The sequence below is a fragment of the Amphibacillus jilinensis Y1 genome, assembly GCF_000306965.1.
Taxonomy (GTDB): Bacteria; Bacillota; Bacilli; order Bacillales; family Amphibacillaceae; genus Amphibacillus_C; species Amphibacillus_C jilinensis.
The window spans coordinates 152650-168249 of record NZ_JH976438.1 but is presented as its reverse complement, the minus strand read 5'-3'; the positions used below and the strand labels follow the sequence as shown (position 1 = coordinate 168249).

23 protein-coding genes and 1 other annotated feature are annotated in these 15600 nt (G+C 37.6%); of the genes, 8 read left to right on the top strand and 15 right to left on the bottom strand.

Annotated elements, in window-relative coordinates; genetic code table 11:
* Positions 1-133: 133 nt before the first annotated feature.
* The 3 genes from B494_RS0113655 to B494_RS0113645 all read right to left on the bottom strand — a co-directional run bounded on the left by B494_RS0113655 (position 134) and on the right by B494_RS0113645 (position 1788).
* A complete protein-coding gene (locus tag B494_RS0113655) occupies positions 134-589 on the bottom strand; it encodes a GNAT family N-acetyltransferase (protein ID WP_017472946.1) in 456 nt (151 codons plus the stop codon).
* 12 nt (positions 590-601) lie between these two features.
* Positions 602-1054 carry a GNAT family N-acetyltransferase gene (locus B494_RS0113650; protein ID WP_241211426.1) on the bottom strand — a complete coding sequence of 151 codons (453 nt, stop codon included), beginning with the start codon at positions 1052-1054 and terminating at the stop codon, positions 602-604.
* Between the two features lie 284 nt (positions 1055-1338).
* Positions 1339-1788 (bottom strand): staygreen family protein, encoded by a 450-nt coding sequence (locus tag B494_RS0113645; protein ID WP_017472944.1) that lies wholly within the window; start codon positions 1786-1788, stop codon positions 1339-1341.
* A gap of 286 nt (positions 1789-2074) precedes the next feature.
* Here B494_RS0113645 and B494_RS0113640 point away from each other — a divergent pair, with 286 nt between their 5' ends.
* Together B494_RS0113640 and B494_RS0113635 are read left to right on the top strand one after the other, a co-directional pair.
* On the top strand, positions 2075-2476 hold the full coding sequence (locus B494_RS0113640) for a hypothetical protein (RefSeq protein ID WP_017472943.1): 402 nt from the start codon (positions 2075-2077) through the stop codon (positions 2474-2476).
* Between the two features lie 263 nt (positions 2477-2739).
* Positions 2740-3237: a L,D-transpeptidase family protein gene (locus B494_RS0113635; RefSeq protein WP_017472942.1), complete on the top strand. Its 498-nt coding sequence runs from the start codon at positions 2740-2742 to the stop codon at positions 3235-3237.
* 207 nt (positions 3238-3444) lie between these two features.
* Here the strand turns inward: B494_RS0113635 and B494_RS0113630 are convergent, their stop codons facing one another.
* The 3 genes from B494_RS0113630 to queD form a co-directional block, all read right to left on the bottom strand.
* Entirely contained in the window at positions 3445-3747 is a 303-nt protein-coding gene (locus B494_RS0113630; protein ID WP_144032247.1) for a hypothetical protein, read from the bottom strand.
* 100 nt (positions 3748-3847) lie between these two features.
* Positions 3848-4576, bottom strand: coding sequence for a 7-carboxy-7-deazaguanine synthase QueE (gene queE, locus B494_RS0113625; protein ID WP_017472940.1), 729 nt, complete (start codon positions 4574-4576; stop codon positions 3848-3850).
* A complete protein-coding gene (gene queD, locus B494_RS0113620) occupies positions 4576-5037 on the bottom strand; it encodes a 6-carboxytetrahydropterin synthase QueD (protein ID WP_017472939.1) in 462 nt (153 codons plus the stop codon). The genes queE and queD overlap by 1 nt, the downstream gene beginning before the upstream one ends.
* Before the next feature lie 314 nt (positions 5038-5351).
* On the opposite strand from queD, the gene B494_RS0113615 reads away from it, so the two are divergent.
* Entirely contained in the window at positions 5352-6074 is a 723-nt protein-coding gene (locus B494_RS0113615; RefSeq protein WP_017472938.1) for an NAD-dependent protein deacylase, read from the top strand.
* 91 nt (positions 6075-6165) lie between these two features.
* Here the strand turns inward: B494_RS0113615 and B494_RS0113610 are convergent, their stop codons facing one another.
* The 3 genes from B494_RS0113610 to B494_RS0113600 all read right to left on the bottom strand — a co-directional run bounded on the left by B494_RS0113610 (position 6166) and on the right by B494_RS0113600 (position 8000).
* Positions 6166-7017 carry a DUF72 domain-containing protein gene (locus B494_RS0113610; RefSeq protein ID WP_017472937.1) on the bottom strand — a complete coding sequence of 284 codons (852 nt, stop codon included), beginning with the start codon at positions 7015-7017 and terminating at the stop codon, positions 6166-6168.
* A gap of 127 nt (positions 7018-7144) precedes the next feature.
* Positions 7145-7543 (bottom strand): DUF3021 domain-containing protein, encoded by a 399-nt coding sequence (locus B494_RS0113605; RefSeq protein WP_017472936.1) that lies wholly within the window; start codon positions 7541-7543, stop codon positions 7145-7147.
* Entirely contained in the window at positions 7536-8000 is a 465-nt protein-coding gene (locus B494_RS0113600) for a LytTR family DNA-binding domain-containing protein (protein ID WP_017472935.1), read from the bottom strand. Before B494_RS0113600 ends, B494_RS0113605 begins: the two co-directional genes overlap by 8 nt.
* Before the next feature lie 329 nt (positions 8001-8329).
* Between B494_RS0113600 and B494_RS0113595 the strand changes: the two genes are divergently transcribed.
* From B494_RS0113595 to B494_RS19435, 5 genes are all read left to right on the top strand, one after another.
* Positions 8330-8545: a helix-turn-helix transcriptional regulator gene (locus B494_RS0113595; RefSeq protein ID WP_017472934.1), complete on the top strand. Its 216-nt coding sequence runs from the start codon at positions 8330-8332 to the stop codon at positions 8543-8545.
* The gene (locus B494_RS0113590; protein WP_017472933.1) at positions 8523-9020 is read left to right on the top strand and encodes a DUF3278 domain-containing protein; all 498 of its coding nucleotides are present in this window, start codon (positions 8523-8525) and stop codon (positions 9018-9020) included. Before B494_RS0113595 ends, B494_RS0113590 begins: the two co-directional genes overlap by 23 nt.
* An 84-nt stretch (positions 9021-9104) precedes the next feature.
* Positions 9105-9611, top strand: a complete 507-nt coding sequence (locus B494_RS0113585) for a ClbS/DfsB family four-helix bundle protein (RefSeq protein ID WP_017472932.1) — start codon at positions 9105-9107, stop codon at positions 9609-9611.
* A gap of 10 nt (positions 9612-9621) precedes the next feature.
* Positions 9622-9915, top strand: a complete 294-nt coding sequence (locus tag B494_RS19440; RefSeq protein ID WP_051128263.1) for a hypothetical protein — start codon at positions 9622-9624, stop codon at positions 9913-9915.
* A 103-nt stretch (positions 9916-10018) separates the two neighbouring features.
* Positions 10019-10327, top strand: a complete 309-nt coding sequence (locus tag B494_RS19435) for a hypothetical protein (protein ID WP_051128261.1) — start codon at positions 10019-10021, stop codon at positions 10325-10327.
* 32 nt (positions 10328-10359) lie between these two features.
* Here the strand turns inward: B494_RS19435 and B494_RS0113575 are convergent, their stop codons facing one another.
* From B494_RS0113575 to B494_RS0113550, 6 genes are all read right to left on the bottom strand, one after another.
* The gene (locus B494_RS0113575) at positions 10360-10617 is read right to left on the bottom strand and encodes a hypothetical protein (RefSeq protein ID WP_017472931.1); all 258 of its coding nucleotides are present in this window, start codon (positions 10615-10617) and stop codon (positions 10360-10362) included.
* Between the two features lie 283 nt (positions 10618-10900).
* On the bottom strand, positions 10901-11452 hold the full coding sequence (locus B494_RS0113570) for a hypothetical protein (protein ID WP_144032246.1): 552 nt from the start codon (positions 11450-11452) through the stop codon (positions 10901-10903).
* A gap of 20 nt (positions 11453-11472) precedes the next feature.
* Entirely contained in the window at positions 11473-12009 is a 537-nt protein-coding gene (locus B494_RS0113565; RefSeq protein WP_017472929.1) for a DUF4269 domain-containing protein, read from the bottom strand.
* A gap of 45 nt (positions 12010-12054) precedes the next feature.
* Entirely contained in the window at positions 12055-13308 is a 1254-nt protein-coding gene (locus B494_RS0113560; RefSeq protein WP_017472928.1) for an MFS transporter, read from the bottom strand.
* Between the two features lie 130 nt (positions 13309-13438).
* Positions 13439-13689 (bottom strand) — a binding site (T-box leader).
* A gap of 61 nt (positions 13690-13750) precedes the next feature.
* Positions 13751-14707: an HD domain-containing protein gene (locus B494_RS0113555; RefSeq protein WP_017472927.1), complete on the bottom strand. Its 957-nt coding sequence runs from the start codon at positions 14705-14707 to the stop codon at positions 13751-13753.
* Positions 14708-14922: 215 nt separating this feature from the next.
* Positions 14923-15405 carry a cupin domain-containing protein gene (locus B494_RS0113550; protein ID WP_017472926.1) on the bottom strand — a complete coding sequence of 161 codons (483 nt, stop codon included), beginning with the start codon at positions 15403-15405 and terminating at the stop codon, positions 14923-14925.
* Between the last annotated feature and the right edge of the window lie 195 nt (positions 15406-15600).

The following is a 15600-nucleotide window of genomic DNA, read 5'->3' as shown; positions in this document are numbered from 1 at the left end:
TTGGTATCATTCGTTTTAATATAATAAAGACGAATAATCCATTCACAAAACAAACGGATCATTCGCAACTGATCTTACGTCTTTTACTTTTGTCCCAACCTCTTTCATAAGTTTGCAACATTATCTTTTATTATTAGTGTAGTACTAACAACAATACCGTTTCATTTCCAACCGTTTCTCCTGTTTTTTCAAAACCGTGCCGTTCATATAAAGTGATCGCTACCTTGTTTTCAGGTTCAGCAGAAATTCTCAGTTCACTTTGATCAAAATGCGCTTTAAAATAGTCAATCGCTTGCAGTAAAGATTGTGTTCCATATCCTTTTTGCTGATGTTTCTCGTCAATCATAAACCGCTCAATCCACCAAGAATCGATTGAATAATCAGAATCACTTGGGAGAAAGCTAAACATAATAAAACCAACCATCTCTTCATCATAATAAATCGCAAAAGGCTTGCGATTAGCTTCATAATTTGCCTCTAATAAGGAGTACCAGTTGGGTGCGACGAATAACTTTTGATCTTCTTCCACAGCTAACTTAGCACATATTTTATAATTACTTTGGTCAATCGCTTTAAATAAAATCGCCATCTCGACACTCCTTTAATTTATCCCAACAACTTGACTACGTCTTTCTAAATAAATCGTATCTCTCCACTTATCCTTCATCTTACCAATCCGTTCAAAGTAACCGACTTGACGAAAACCAAGTGATTGATGTAAAGCAACACTTGCTTTATTCTCTGGAAAGATCCCTGAGTGAATCGTCCAAATCCCTTCTTGTTCACTTGATTCGATGACCTTTTTTAACAGCGCTCGCCCTACACCATTTCCTCTATCATCGCAACCAATATAAACACTTACTTCTGTTACACCACGATAAACACAACGACTTGAAGTCGGACTGAGTGCCACCCAACCTAAAACACGATCACCTTGAATAGCGACCCAACGGCAAACCTTTAAATGTGAAGCATCCCATGCTGTCCATGTTGGTGCTTCACGTTCAAAGGTTGCATGCCCACTAGCAATCCCTTCTTCATAGATTTTTTTCACCTGTGACCAGTCTGTTGGCAAAAGCTCTCTTATGTAATACTTGATAAGATCACCCCCTTTGATATGTTTGGTTTCATATTACCTTCGCTTACTATTATACTATTTTAGGAAGGTCGAAAACACACTATTGTTAACAAAGAAGACAACAACTTACATCAGTGGGCGTTTTCGTTTTTCTCCCACTGATGTTTAGTTGAGTGAATTAGGAATATCAGTGTCCGTTATCATCCACTTCAATCAATTTGGTCTATAAATTCATATTTTCATTGATGTTCACTGTCTAGCTAGTTCGCATAAAACAAATAATCCATTGGTGTTCCCCAATTTTCGCAACGATGATAACTCGAATTCGATGATTCAAAGCATATTTTAATGGGTGCTGCATAAAGTTGTTCGTGAGCCATTAAAAAAGCCCGATCGCCCAAAAAAATAGCCTCTAATGCTAAGGGAAGTTTTTGTCTAAAAATGCGATCTCGACGCTTTACGGTCTTGAATTCTCCATTCCCAAGATAAACCTTAACACAGAGCATATAAACACCGTCTTGCACAGACCATTCAGCCAACACTTCATCACGTAGGTCAGTGATTTTATCCTCGTCATATGTTAGGCCAATAGTCAGAAACAAATATCCTGTCTGATCTGAATGCGTCAAGGTATATTTCCTACCGTTTATTGGTGATATATTACCTACTGGGGGGTTAAAAACAACAAATAAATGCTCTGGATTAAACATGCTCAAAACAGCACCTACTTTCCTTTTGTCTAATATCACTATACGAATACAGCTATGGATTTAGTCTAAAAAATTATTAAAGGATTCCATACGTTTTTGTAGAATTTTATACAATAAAGGCAGGTAAAGCGAACATTCAATCAGTAGGATTGATTCGCTCGCACTGATGGTCGTTGCCTGAATCAAAACATGAATAGCCGTTAGCTTTCGCCTTAATATAGAGGGTTTTGTTCTCTATTAGAGAGGGAAGCGATTATCTGTAATAAAGTGTTAGAAAGGAGCACGTATGAAATTTACCATAAAAGAAAGTCTACTCTCTTTCATTTATCTAATCGGTCTGCTGCTATTACTATGGTTGATCGTCAACAACAACATCCACTCGGTTCAAACAGGTGATGTTGAATGGGGCTCATGGGTTTTTCGTGTTAATGCATTATATGCAGGATTAGGGGTTTATTTAGCTCTACCGATAATGCTCAAACGATTTAAAGTACATCATAAATGGGTATTTAATCTTAATAAATTTATTTTTGTTAGTCTACCGCTTTTTATATTTCCATATCTACCCATTATATTCACAACCATCGAACTGCCTCGCTTTATATGGGGGACTTGGGAAATATCTTTGCTAATCGCAAGCTATACATTGATTACCAGTTTTGAGAAAGAGAACAAATTTTTTTCTTGAAAACAACGTCGCTCATTATTACTTTATTTGATTAACAGCAGCAACTTTATTTCTCTGAGTTGCCTGGTCGTGCTCCCTTTTATTCCATGTACCTAGCAAGGGTGGCTAAGCCAACTTTTGAGAACGCGTTAAAATCCCGCCTTCTTCAAGGCGGGATTTTATCTTAATTTAAGAGATACTAGCGCTTATTCTCCGGTTTCTTAAAAAAGCATAAACAGCTAAAGGCGCATATCCTAAAGCAAAAGCTAAATGGAGTGAAAATAATGTATTATCACATAGTTAAAGAAGGAGAAACGTTATCAATCATCGCACGTGATTATCGCGTAAGCTTAACTGATCTGATCCAAGCAAATCCTCAAATTAATCCTGATCTGATCTTCGTTGGACAGCCAGTAATCATCCCTGGACTACCGAACCCAGAACAGCTACCCTATCAAATTCATGTATCGATTGCGCAACGAACATTAACCTTGTTAAGTGATCATGTACCACTAAAAACATACCCGATAGCCGTGGGACAAATCCTTAGTCAAACACCTATCGGACAATTTGTTATTATTAATAAAGCACCTAATCCAGGTGGACCTTATGGTACGATGTGGATGTCGTTATCCAAACAACACTATGGTATTCACGGGACGAATGATCCATCATCAATTGGCAAGGCCGTTTCACGTGGCTGTATTCGGATGTATAATCATGATGTTGAAGAACTAGCTGCTACGATTCCGATTGGCACACAAGTCACTATCACCCCATAAAACGCAACTTCAATCAGTCAACGCTTTCGTTCTTCACCCACTGATTGGTAGCTGAGTGAATCAGGGCATTAGCACCCGTCTAAATAGATTTGCTCCATGCTCTAATTTGAAGCGACGTTTTACGGAGGGCTAGCTGTGATAAAAGTCGATTTCCCGCGCCTGCCCCCCACCTTACACTAAGATGGGGGGCATGGGATGAATCTATCGTTAACCCATCCACATCACCCAAACAAACAGTGACCAAATTGAAATAGGCAAGCCTAAAATACAATTTATTCTCGTAATTATCATAAAAGCTCGTCTTTTTACATGTTTAGAAATCCAGCAAATAAGCGGGATCATTATATAGATGCCAATACTCGTGAAAGTGACAAGCGTTATAGCTGTTGTTAATGTCACTGCTGGAACATATGCATTGATAGCGTAAGCGAGATCTTGACCAAATAAACCAAACAAGCTAGCCATAATAAGACAAAAGGTTACAATAAAATAAATGATAGATGCCTTCAAGTCATCTACACCTCCCTTCACTTCATTCATTTTTAACTTTGATTCCAGCCGACCAACTTAAATAGAGTGGAGAAGCGTTATCTACACAACCGCTACTTCTTTAAACCCCACGCTTATTCCCCCATATTAATGTATGTAGTTGCGGAAGTACTCTAACTTTATTTAACTTTGTTGATTTAATTGTTTTATTAATTAACCACTGATATTTTTCCAACAGTAACTTTGCTAACTGTGGGACCTCCGTTTCCATTAAATCGGGATTACCTACTTGTATATAAAATAATAGATCAGGATAGCGTTGATGGACAGTTTCGGCATATTGAAAATCTTGATCATCAAAAACAACTATTTTTAATGATGTATGTGCTAGCCGGTTGTTATCTCTTAAATGATTAATAATAGTATCGAGTTTATTCCAATCGGTTTTCATTCCGGAACTTGGCGGTTTTGGCGATAAAGTTAAATCATCAATTAATAGAAACCATGATTGCCAACGCGTCCCTTGTGTTTCTATCGCAACTTCTAGCTGATTTTGCTGTAAAAGTTGAATCAATTGATCAAGGTCTTTCAATAAAGCAGGATTTCCTCCTGATATCGTGACATGATCGAATTGATCTTGACCGATAGCATGGAGTCTCGTCATAATCTCTGAAGCTGTCAACATCTTAATTTCTTCTTTTGCACTGCCATCCCAAGTAAAAGCTGAATCACACCATGAACAACTATAATCACATCCAGCTGTTCGAATAAACATCGTTTTTCGCCCCGCCACCATACCTTCTCCCTGAATCGTTGGTCCAAAGATTTCTAAAACAGGATAACGCGTCATCACATCCATTCCCTTCTAGCCTCTGCATAACTCGTTGGTGTTTCAAAGAGTCTAACAAACTCAAGTTGAAGATCACGTTGGCCAGCCTTCGTTAATGCTTGTTCCATCTTTTGATAAATCCAAACAACTAAATTTTCGGCCGTCGTGTTCATTGCCGGCAAACTCTCGTTTAAATATTGATGATCAAGATCGATTTCAATTTGGTCTTTCCAAATTTTTTTAATTTCACTAAAGTCGATAACAAGACCAATTTCATTCGTGTATCCACTAATGCCAAAAATAACTTCGTAAGTGTGACCGTGCAATGTGGCGCACTTGCCTTGATAAGCATGAAGGTGATGGGCTGCATCAAAGGTAAAGGACTTGCTGACTAAAACCCTATTATTATGTGATTTTAACTGATCTTGTTTAATATCCACACCAAATTTTTGTAAATGTTCTATAATTTTATTGTTATACATACGCAGATCTCCCTTTAAATGATGATACATTATATTTTCTATTTCAAAGCTTAGACTAAATATGTTCCCCCATAGCTTATGTTGTCTATAAACTTATACGATGAATCTTCAATCAATGAGCATTTTCGTTCTTCGCCCACTGCTTGTTAGTTGAGTCTGTCAAGACATTAGCCGCCGTCACTACACACCTATATAGAGCTTTGCCCTACGCTCTATTTTGAGGTGGGTGGTTTACGGACGGTTATCTGTGACAAAATATATGGTAGACTAATGTAAACATAGTACGTACTTTAATAACGAAAGAGGGGCGTGACATGGATAATATTAACCAACTTCAAGATTTAATTGATAAAACAAATCACATTGTATTCTTCGGTGGTGCAGGTGTTTCAACAGAAAGTGGCATCCCTGATTTCAGAAGTCATAACGGTTTATATAATCAGGACTATGCGTATCCACCAGAACAAATCTTAAGTCATTCATTCTTCTCAACGCATCCACACGTGTTCTTTCATTTTTATAAGCAAAAATTGCTTACGCTAGGTGCAGAACCAAATCCAGCCCACATTCAACTTGCTAAACTTGAACAAGCGGGAAAGCTCAAAGGTATTATCACACAAAATATCGATGGCCTCCATCAAAAAGCTGGTTCACACCACGTGATTGAATTACACGGAACGATTAATAACAACTATTGCCTTCATTGTCATAAGCATTATCCGCCTCTAAAGATAAAACATGCAGAGACCCTTCCAACCTGTACATGTGGCGGTACGATTAAACCAGATGTTGTCTTATACGAAGAGCCACTTGACCAAAGCCGCTGGCAAGCAGCCGTTTCATTGATTAATCAGTGTGAATTACTAATTATCGGTGGTACGTCTTTAACGGTCTATCCAGCAGCCTATTTAGTCGATTACTTTCAAGGCGAACACCTCGTCGTTATTAATACAACAGAAATTAACCAGCACAAAGCAGGTTTATTTATTTCCGATTCAATTGGAAGTGTATTTTCCAAACTGGAGATCATGTCTTAATGCTTATTACTTTTCTTGTTTGAGCAATAATAAGCAGTGTATATAATTTCTCCATCACATTCACAATGCTGTACCCCCAGTCTATCTTTCTTCAAAATAACCGAAGTTGTTGTGATGCTAAATCCTGATAGTCAATACCAAGCATCTGCTGAAGGGTTTGGGCATTATTTGCTGCATCACCACCTGAATTGTTATTGAATAACAAATAAATATCCTGTGACTGCTCTTCGAGTACCTTGATACGTTGTTTCCATTCCAATAATTCTGCTTGATTATAATTATATAAATATCGAACTTCTCGCCAATTGGTAGACTTTGTTTTCGGTCTGTTCCACCCGTGAACATTTCGACCATGAAATCTAATCAGCGTGGTTTGCTGATTGGTTGCTTCGGGCACGATTGGAATTGAGCCATCGCCAGCTTGTGGTTCATCAGCGATAGCATGAATCCAGTTGTCTGTTCGCATATAGGTCAATGTTTTCTCTCGATTCGGTTTAGCAAACCAAGACTGATGTCTAAACTCTAACGCAACAGGGATGTTAGCCATCCGTTGCTTACAATATTTCAAATAAAGGATGTGCTCTTCTTTACAATCAAACCAAGGTGGAAATTGAAAAAGTACCATCGCCAATTTATCTGCTTCTATGTAAGGAACGAGCGATGCCTTAAAGGCTTCAAACATTTCTGTTTTGCTTGGATAAGGCAACTCTGTTCGTTGATGACCGGTCATCCCTTGATATGCTTTAACAACAAAACGAAAAGATTGCGGGGTTTCGTTCACCCATTTTTCAGCATTACGGATTGGCTGAACAGCATAAAAAGAAGCATCAACTTCAACAGTTGGAAAATAACTACTATATTCAGCAAGTTTGTCTTTAGCCTTTAGATCAGCAGGATATAGTGAATAATGATCACCCCAGCCTGTTAAACCTATATAAATCATCAACAAACATCCTCCTATTTTTCTTTTGCAATAGTTTACCATAGTTTAACATATCTTTTTTCACTCGAACAGCGAACCATCCTTTTAACAAAGAAGGCAGTTCGAATGCTTCGAACTGCCTCACGTGCTATTTAACCATCTGATTCAATTGTTTCAATACGCTTTTGAAATAGAGCGTAGAACCTAGCCAAAATAAGCAATAAACCACGGTAAAACTAAAGACACCGATAATAATTGTCCACCAACCTAGTGGTACCCAACCTAAAAATAAAGCAAGTGGTAACCACACTAGGATAGAGAGTGAAAAATGAGCAACCGTCTGTATAAGCGGACTCCATCTTTCTTGCTCAAAAATAAATGAGGCAACGCCAAAATAAGCGCCCATTACTAAACTGCCAAGCATATGTTGCCAAACTTCATACACTGAAGTATCGACTTGTTGCAAGACTATTAATGACAATGCAACAAATGTGAGTACGCTCGCAAAACCAAAACCAACCCATATCCGTTTAATGATCTCATTCATGATTTTTATCACCATCCATTAACAATTTTGTTTTAATGTCATTGACATATTTTCTTGATACATACGTGCTACTCCCTGTTTTAAAATAAACACATAAATTCCCGTTAAATGACAACTCAAATTTGGTTATTCGCTTTAAATTACCAAGTACTGATTTCGAAAAACGGGTAAAATCAGCAGGCATTAATAATTGCTCAAGTTGATAAAGTTTCATATTTATCTGGATCGACCGGCCCTTTACACTCGCATATACCTTTCTATTTTGAGCAAAAATAAAGTCAATTGATTCTGGCGATAAAACCAGCGTTTGCTCACCGTCAATACCCGTAATCCGTTTGACATCTACTCGTTTTATGTTTTGAATCACTTGGTCAAGTGCTTTAGACCAGGATCTTGATCGGATAGCTACCTCAATTTCCTCGCCATAATCTTCATTAATATCGATATCAATCTTCAACTCGTTTCCCCCTTTCTTGTTATTATCGTAACGCGTTTTTTAATATATAACAGCATGAATGTCCTAACACGTTCATTTAAAGTGATAACTTGTTATAAATAATGAATGAACATCTTTCACTTAATCTATAAGACAAATAAGATGAATCGCGAGCTGAATACCTACTTTGGCAAATTTCCTTTGAATGCCGATTAGCTGAAGCCGTGTCCATGGAACGGGGGTATCGCTGGGTACGGGATGTTAACAAATATATATATAATTGACACTTCTACTGATGTCTAATATAATTGACATCGAATTGATCATCTAAGCTAGGAGAGAACCGTTTAATGAATCGTGTCGCCTATTACCGAAAAAAGCATGGATTAACACAAGCAAACTTGGCCAAAAATATCGGTGTATCAAGACAAACTATTAATATGATTGAAAAAGATAAATATAATCCTTCTTTGCTGTTATGTATTAACATCGCTAAAGCGTTACATACCGATTTAAACACATTGTTTTGGGAGGCAGAAAAAGATGAAGACAAAATTAATCAATAGAATACTAGGTTTCTCACGTGATCGTGATGAATTTCAATATCAAGAGATTTACCGCATTTTAGGTAATACAGGAATGTGGTTGTGGTGTATAAGTATGGTCTATATGTTCGTCAGACTCTTTTTCATTAATTATCAACAGGCTAGTCCATCGATTGACTACTTTTTTATTCTCGTCCTGAATTTAACTTATGCTGGGGTCATTACGATTAGGTTACGCGTTTCAAAAGTAGATATTGAAGAAATTTATAGCTATCAAGATTACATGATAATAAAGAAAAAAATAAAATGGCAAGCGGTATTTATGGGGATAACTTGGGGATTACAGATGTTTACCTTAATGGGGCTCTTTGATTTCTTATATACTGGCACGTATACTTATGGTTTCATCCATCTCACCATCTGGTTGTGTGGTGGCGCATTATTTGGCACCTTCATGTATTTTTCTGGTAAGTCAAAATTAACGATTGTTGAGTAAAACGAACCTTCAGTGGGTATTTTACAGATGGTTATCTGTGATAAAGTTAGATGTTAGCAAAAAGAAGTTAAGGAAGTGGCAAACGTGGCGAGACCAAAATCAAAAGTAGAACTTCTCGAAGCAGCTGAACATAATTATCAAGCCTTATTAACATTAATAAACACTATGACTGACGTACAACAAAACGGCACCTTCCCATTTGAAGACCGTGATCGTAATATTCGTGATGTCCTTGTTCATCTTCATGAATGGCACAATATGATGAAGCAATGGTACCAGGTTGGGATGAGTGGTAAAAAACCGATTATGCCGAGGGAAGGTTACAGTTGGAAAACAACAGCAGAACTAAATCATGCGATTTGGCTTCATTATCAAGATACAGATTTGCAAACAGCTAAAGCACTATTAGCCCATTCACACAATGAAATGTTCTGTTTAATCGATCGCCACAGTAATGAAGAGCTCTTTACTAAAAAATACTATCAGTGGACGAATACAACCTCTTTAGGCTCTTATCTTGTATCGGCGACATCAAGTCACTACGATTGGGCTGTAAAGAAATTAAAAAAATATAAAAAACAGTTAAGTTGACGGGGAAATCATGCAGAACACATCGATTACGAAGCATTTTGAAAAGATCTATGACCAAAGAGAGATATTCAGCCGTTTTATAGCGGAAAATAATTGGCAAGTCTGGGCTCGCCCACAAGTAAATAAATGGTCAATTGGTGAAACCTATTATCACCTGTATTTAATGGTCAAACGGTTTAGACAACTAAATACCGTTTATTTACCATTAGCCAAACCCATCGCATGGATCTGGAAACATTCATCCTACTCAACACAAATAAAACGAACCTTCAATCAGTGGGCAATTTCGTTCTTCGTCCACTGATTGTTAGTTGAGTGAATCAGGACATTAGCGTCCGTTATCACCCAGCTCAACAGATTTACCACTGTTCTCTATTTTGAGGTGGATATTTTACGGACGCTTATCTGTGATAAATAATATCTACCTAGAATATCGTCAAAAATACAGCAAAGCCATGCGAGCGCCTTCTATAATTATGCCACCTAAGCATGTTGAACAATTGATAAGCACGACGACTTTACTTAAGGAAATAGCGCATGAAACAAAAAAATTAGAGTCGATGGTGACAACTCTTAATGAAAGAATAGCCGGACATATTCGCTATCCTGATCCAATTGCCCACTATCCTAACTTCATTCAAAGCATCGATTTAATCGGCATTCATGAGCAACACCACTTTAATCTTTGCCAAAAATATTATAGAGACGGTCATTGATTCGAAAAGTAACACCGTCCCTCCTATCTCCACTACTCACGGTAATGATCAATCTTTTCTTTAAATGGATTGATCACGTGCCCGGCAATATCAACCGTCTGTTCATCTAACCACTCAACTTGAAAGTAATCAATCTGTGTCTGATCTAACTTTCCACCCCAATAGACAGTTCGCACTTGATCGACTGTGATAACATTATGCCGATCAGGTTCCTCATCATATGCCTTCGTCATCAGGTCAACAAGAATATGACCTTCTGAGGTTGTCGAATCTTTCTTTAGAAATTGCACCCATAATTCATGTTGATGGTCAGGAGCAGGGGCGTCACTATGAGTTTTACCTCGTTAAAATCTATACGATCAATAGCAATATCGGTGTTTGATCGATTAAAAATGAATGAGATAATCACTATACAAATAATAACAAAGCTAACGAAGTATCTGCTCATAGTCACCGTCTCCTTTCTCCACAACAAGAAATAATCATCATTGAACAAAGCAGCAATCTTGACTTCATGAGATATCATCATTGGGCTACAATCCCATGAAATCAATGGATACCCTTGCCCTTCTCTTAACTTAACACCTCAATTACCTGATTATCGGCAACAACTGTGACATAACTTTGTTTTGATTTATGAGGCCACGCCACGGTCATTTCACCTTTATCAACTTCAAGATTCAATAGAACAGCAGCTTTCTTTTGGTATAACCAATTCACCCAATAATGCTTCACCATTATATGACAACGGTTTTGATTAGCTAATTCAATTTGATTAGGGGCTATCCGTTCAATGTGTAAGGCGTGTTGATCTGAACGAAAAGTTTGATACACTTGATCAATAACGAGACTCGGGATCGCAGCCAGTCTAGTGATCACTTTAATTTGAGGATTTTGCTTTGTAAATCTTATCATTAACTTTTCTTTTGTTTCCGTATTTATGTCTTGTTCAAAGGTAATCACATCATAATCACTGGCTTGATAAGTTGCAGTGATTACTTCAATTTGCTTAAGTTGATTCGTCCAACTCACATGAAAGCCCTGGTCAACGCACACTTCTGTCAACTTTTTCAAGGTACTTGCTCGTTTACCAATGTGCAGTACACGTATTACTTGTTCTTGCAACATACTCCGCTCCCTTTGTTTTACATAACCCAATTCTTTTCTCTGCCATAATCTAAAAGTGTTGAAAAAGGATCATTTCCTGATAGATCTAACACTTTACAAAAAGCGGCTTCTGTATGATAACCCTGCTTTTTATATGCGATCACTTTACTTCTAGAGTCTGGGAATAGACTAAGTAATTTTGCTTCTATTATCATGTGTAAATAAGCATTTTGTTCAATCACTGGCTTGTCTTGCGCGAAGATTTCAAAAGCTAAGTTATGATAGTAGAAATTAACTTTTACTGTTGGTATATTTCGCACATTATAAAGTTTAACACGAAATCCTTCCATTTGACCATAAGCTTCTTTAACCTCATCAGTGAACACGTGGAAGTCCTTGACTGTCATAATAATATCCAAATCAGAGTGATCATGATCTATAGCTAACGGGATCGTCCCACAAAGGACGGGGGAGTAGCAGGAAAAGTCATTCATTATCCCTAATTGTTGCAATACCTGATACACGTATTTTTGTTTTGCATTTCCATCTTTTAAATACGCAATCGTCAAATACACCAAGATTTCCCCTTTTTAAAATGGATCAGATGCAGTTACCATATATTATATCATGTCAGTAGATCGGTGAAGTAGCGGTTTGGAACGTTTACGTTTAACATTGACAATCAGCAAATAACAAAGTAATAGAGAGAACATTGACATCACTGCGACACCAGCTAATACAATAAAACGCAGCGAAAAAAAGGCTGTTGATAAACCGATAAGACCCGTCATCAGCATAATAAATATGGCTTCAGCCATTTGATAAATACTACTTATTCGCCCCATCATATCAACAGGGACATGATGCTGATAAAATGTTAAAAAAGCGGTATTTGCAAATGAAGTAAAAAAACCAATGATAAAAAAGCCGAATCCAGCAATCACAAATGTGGTTGACCATCCATAAATCCAATAACCGATAGAAACAAGAACGACACTCCCTCCCATCATAAAGGATTGATTACATTTATTAACCATCCTTGTATTGAGTGATGCACCACTCAACACCCCTACCCCAGCAAGTGTTACTAAGAAACCGTATGACCGATCAGACAAAGCTAATACGCCTGTAGCAAAAGCGGCTTCCAATGAATCAACTGCACTTGTCATGCCAATCATGGTTGCATTAAATAAAAAATAAATAAACATAATTAATCGAAATTGCCGACTAAAAATAAGGACCGATCGCCAATCTTGCTTGAGTTGTTGAAACGACAAGCGATTTGATTGGCTTAACGTGCAGTCTACCGCTTCAACATCTGGGATAAATCGTGTTAATATGCCAGATACTAGCAAAGCAATGCTATTAAAATAAATCGCCAAAAGTGGCGTACCCAAGCCAAACAATATTCCCGCTAAGGCAGGTCCAATCAAAAAAGCCCCTGATGTAACAAGACTATGAAACGCATTAAATGACTTGCGTTGTTTTTCTTCAATTAATTTTGTCATATAAATTATTGAAGTTGGCCCAAACATCGCACTTGCTATATTAATAGCAAAGACGAGTAGATAAATAACCGTTAACTGATTTTGCAATGGTAACAGTATGATAAGACCTGCACGGATTAAATCTAACCACACCATTAACTGACGCTTATTTAAGCGATCAATAACACTCCCGATCCAGAAGCTTGCAAACATGGCTGCTAATGGTTTGATTAAATATAAGCCCGTTACCGCTGCAGGAGCACCTGTTCTCTCTAAAATGATTAAATTTAGTGCAATAAAATATAACCATTCCCCTACATGTGACAAACCAATAACAAATAAAAAAATAAAGCGATAAGATATAAACGCATTAAAATTTGACTTCATGAATCTCTCCCCCGATCACAATTCCTAGTTAGCATGATGCTATCTTTTTTTATATTTGGTACTCTTAACTATTTATGCCGTTACTTGACATTTGCTTAACATAGAAAAAATCCCACCCCCAAGACCTAGTCTTGAGGGCGGGAATTATGATCGCGGTGCCACCTCAGTTTATTAATATATCACTATATTAACCTTGTCGGGTACAGGATGATGTCCTTATACCCTAGCTCTGTAACGGGAGCTCCCGTCACACTATCACCTCGATTGGATCCAGTGTAAAGCTTAGAGGTTTGGTTCAACAAAATCCAGCTTACTCCTTTTCAGCTAACGGAGCTCTCTGCAAAGCCATCGTTTATCTACTCTTCTCATCATCGCTCATTAATAATTTTGAATAGTTTAACACTTCCCATCGATTCTGTAAAGCTTATTTTTTATCTCTCATTTAGACGGATACATAGCGTTCATCAAAGGCTAGATCTGCCAGCTTTTCTTCTATTCTACTTGCTTCATTGAGACATGTAGCATTTACTCTAGGAAGCTTGTTATATATTTTTCTAACACTGATTGGATAACTGTTGGCTGAAGCTTGCTTACTTATCTTTATTTGATCAGGGTTAAACAAAATGGTATTGATTAATTGTCTTGCTTTATCTGAGGGCGAATGTTGTAACATAAAAATTAGGTCTGCATCAATCATACGTGCAAATTGATCTTTATCAACTTGAGGTACCGCTAGCCAATGTGCCTTTACTGCTTCAGCCAATAGCCGATCAACCGCCACCATATAAGGTGATAAAAAAAGTTGATGATCAGCGAGAATAAGAGCCATTAAGTCACATCCTGTTTCTCGATCTGTTTCAATACCATCGGCTGTGCACGTTAAGTTAGCTAAAATTGATCCAGGCAGCTTTGTTAATTGACCAGACATATAAGTATCGCGAAAAAAACTATCTAAATGATCCAGCCCCAACACTTGCCCTCTTCCAGTTATCACTGTTGGCATGTCCAACAAATCAATAATCGTTTTTGGTTCAATCTCTAAACGCGCAAGAATATGGGTTATTTCCTCTTCTCGAATATAATTTTGGGTTAACTGATGATGATTAAAACCCAATGGCGCTTCGACAGCATGTGAAAATGGTAAATGACCAATATCATGGAGAATTGCTGCTATTCGAAGATTAATAGCATCAGGAAAAAAGAAACTAACCAATTTCCAGACGCCTACGGTATGCTCATATCGACTATGTATAACAGGAGACACTAAGGACCCGGCACCAAAATGAGCTAAATGCTTTAGCCGGCGTACAGGTTTACTTTTAAACAATGCTAATTCCCATTGAAATGGTTCAATATTCGGATATAACGGTTCTGAAATCAAAGTCATTGTGGCTTTCACAAACTCCTCTCCCCTTCACGCATCTATGATTCGCTTTCATCGAACACTATTATCCACTAAACACAGTGATTTTTCCACTTAAATTGTATCATCTTGAAAGGAAACGAAGAGACGCGTCCTATTTCACGGGCAGTTAATATGATCGTTCTACGTTTATGATGCTAATATTGCTGCCCGTTAAAGGACCCCTTCCCTGTCAACCACCTACAAAATCATTAATGGTGATGTATTGCGTCTTCCTTTGTTCGATGAACGGTTCCAAACGGGTGATGTGGTGGTGCATAAATAGAATAAAGTTTTAATGGAACATGGCCTGTATTAATCACGTTGTGCCAAGTGCCTGCAGGTACCATAATCGCATCATCTTTATTTGCATGTTGCTGAAAAGGCAAATGATCTCTACGATTACCCATTCGTACTAACGCTCGCCCTTGTTCAATTCTTAAAAATTGATCGGTATCACGATGAATTTCGAGTCCGATATCATCACCGACATCAATGCTCATTAATGTCACTTGCAAGTGATCTCCTGTCCATAATGCTTTACGAAAATTCCTGTTCTCCTTTGTTGCTCGATTAATATTAGTGACATACGGGTGCTTTCCATGATCTTCTTGATGCTGTTGTCTGTCGTCGGGATAGCCACGGTAAGGTTGGGCAGGTAAATGGTAATAAGGGACATTTTGATAATAATACATAATCGTTTACTCCTTTATCTTATGATGTATTAATGTATGCCTATTTTCTCATCTAGGTGCATTTAATCCCATGCTCTATTACAAATACACACGCTAAGCGAACTGAAATGAATACAATAACTACACATAAAGCGAAACTTCAATCAGTGGGGGTTTCCGTTCTTCGCCCTCTGATTGTTTGTTGAGTGAATCAGG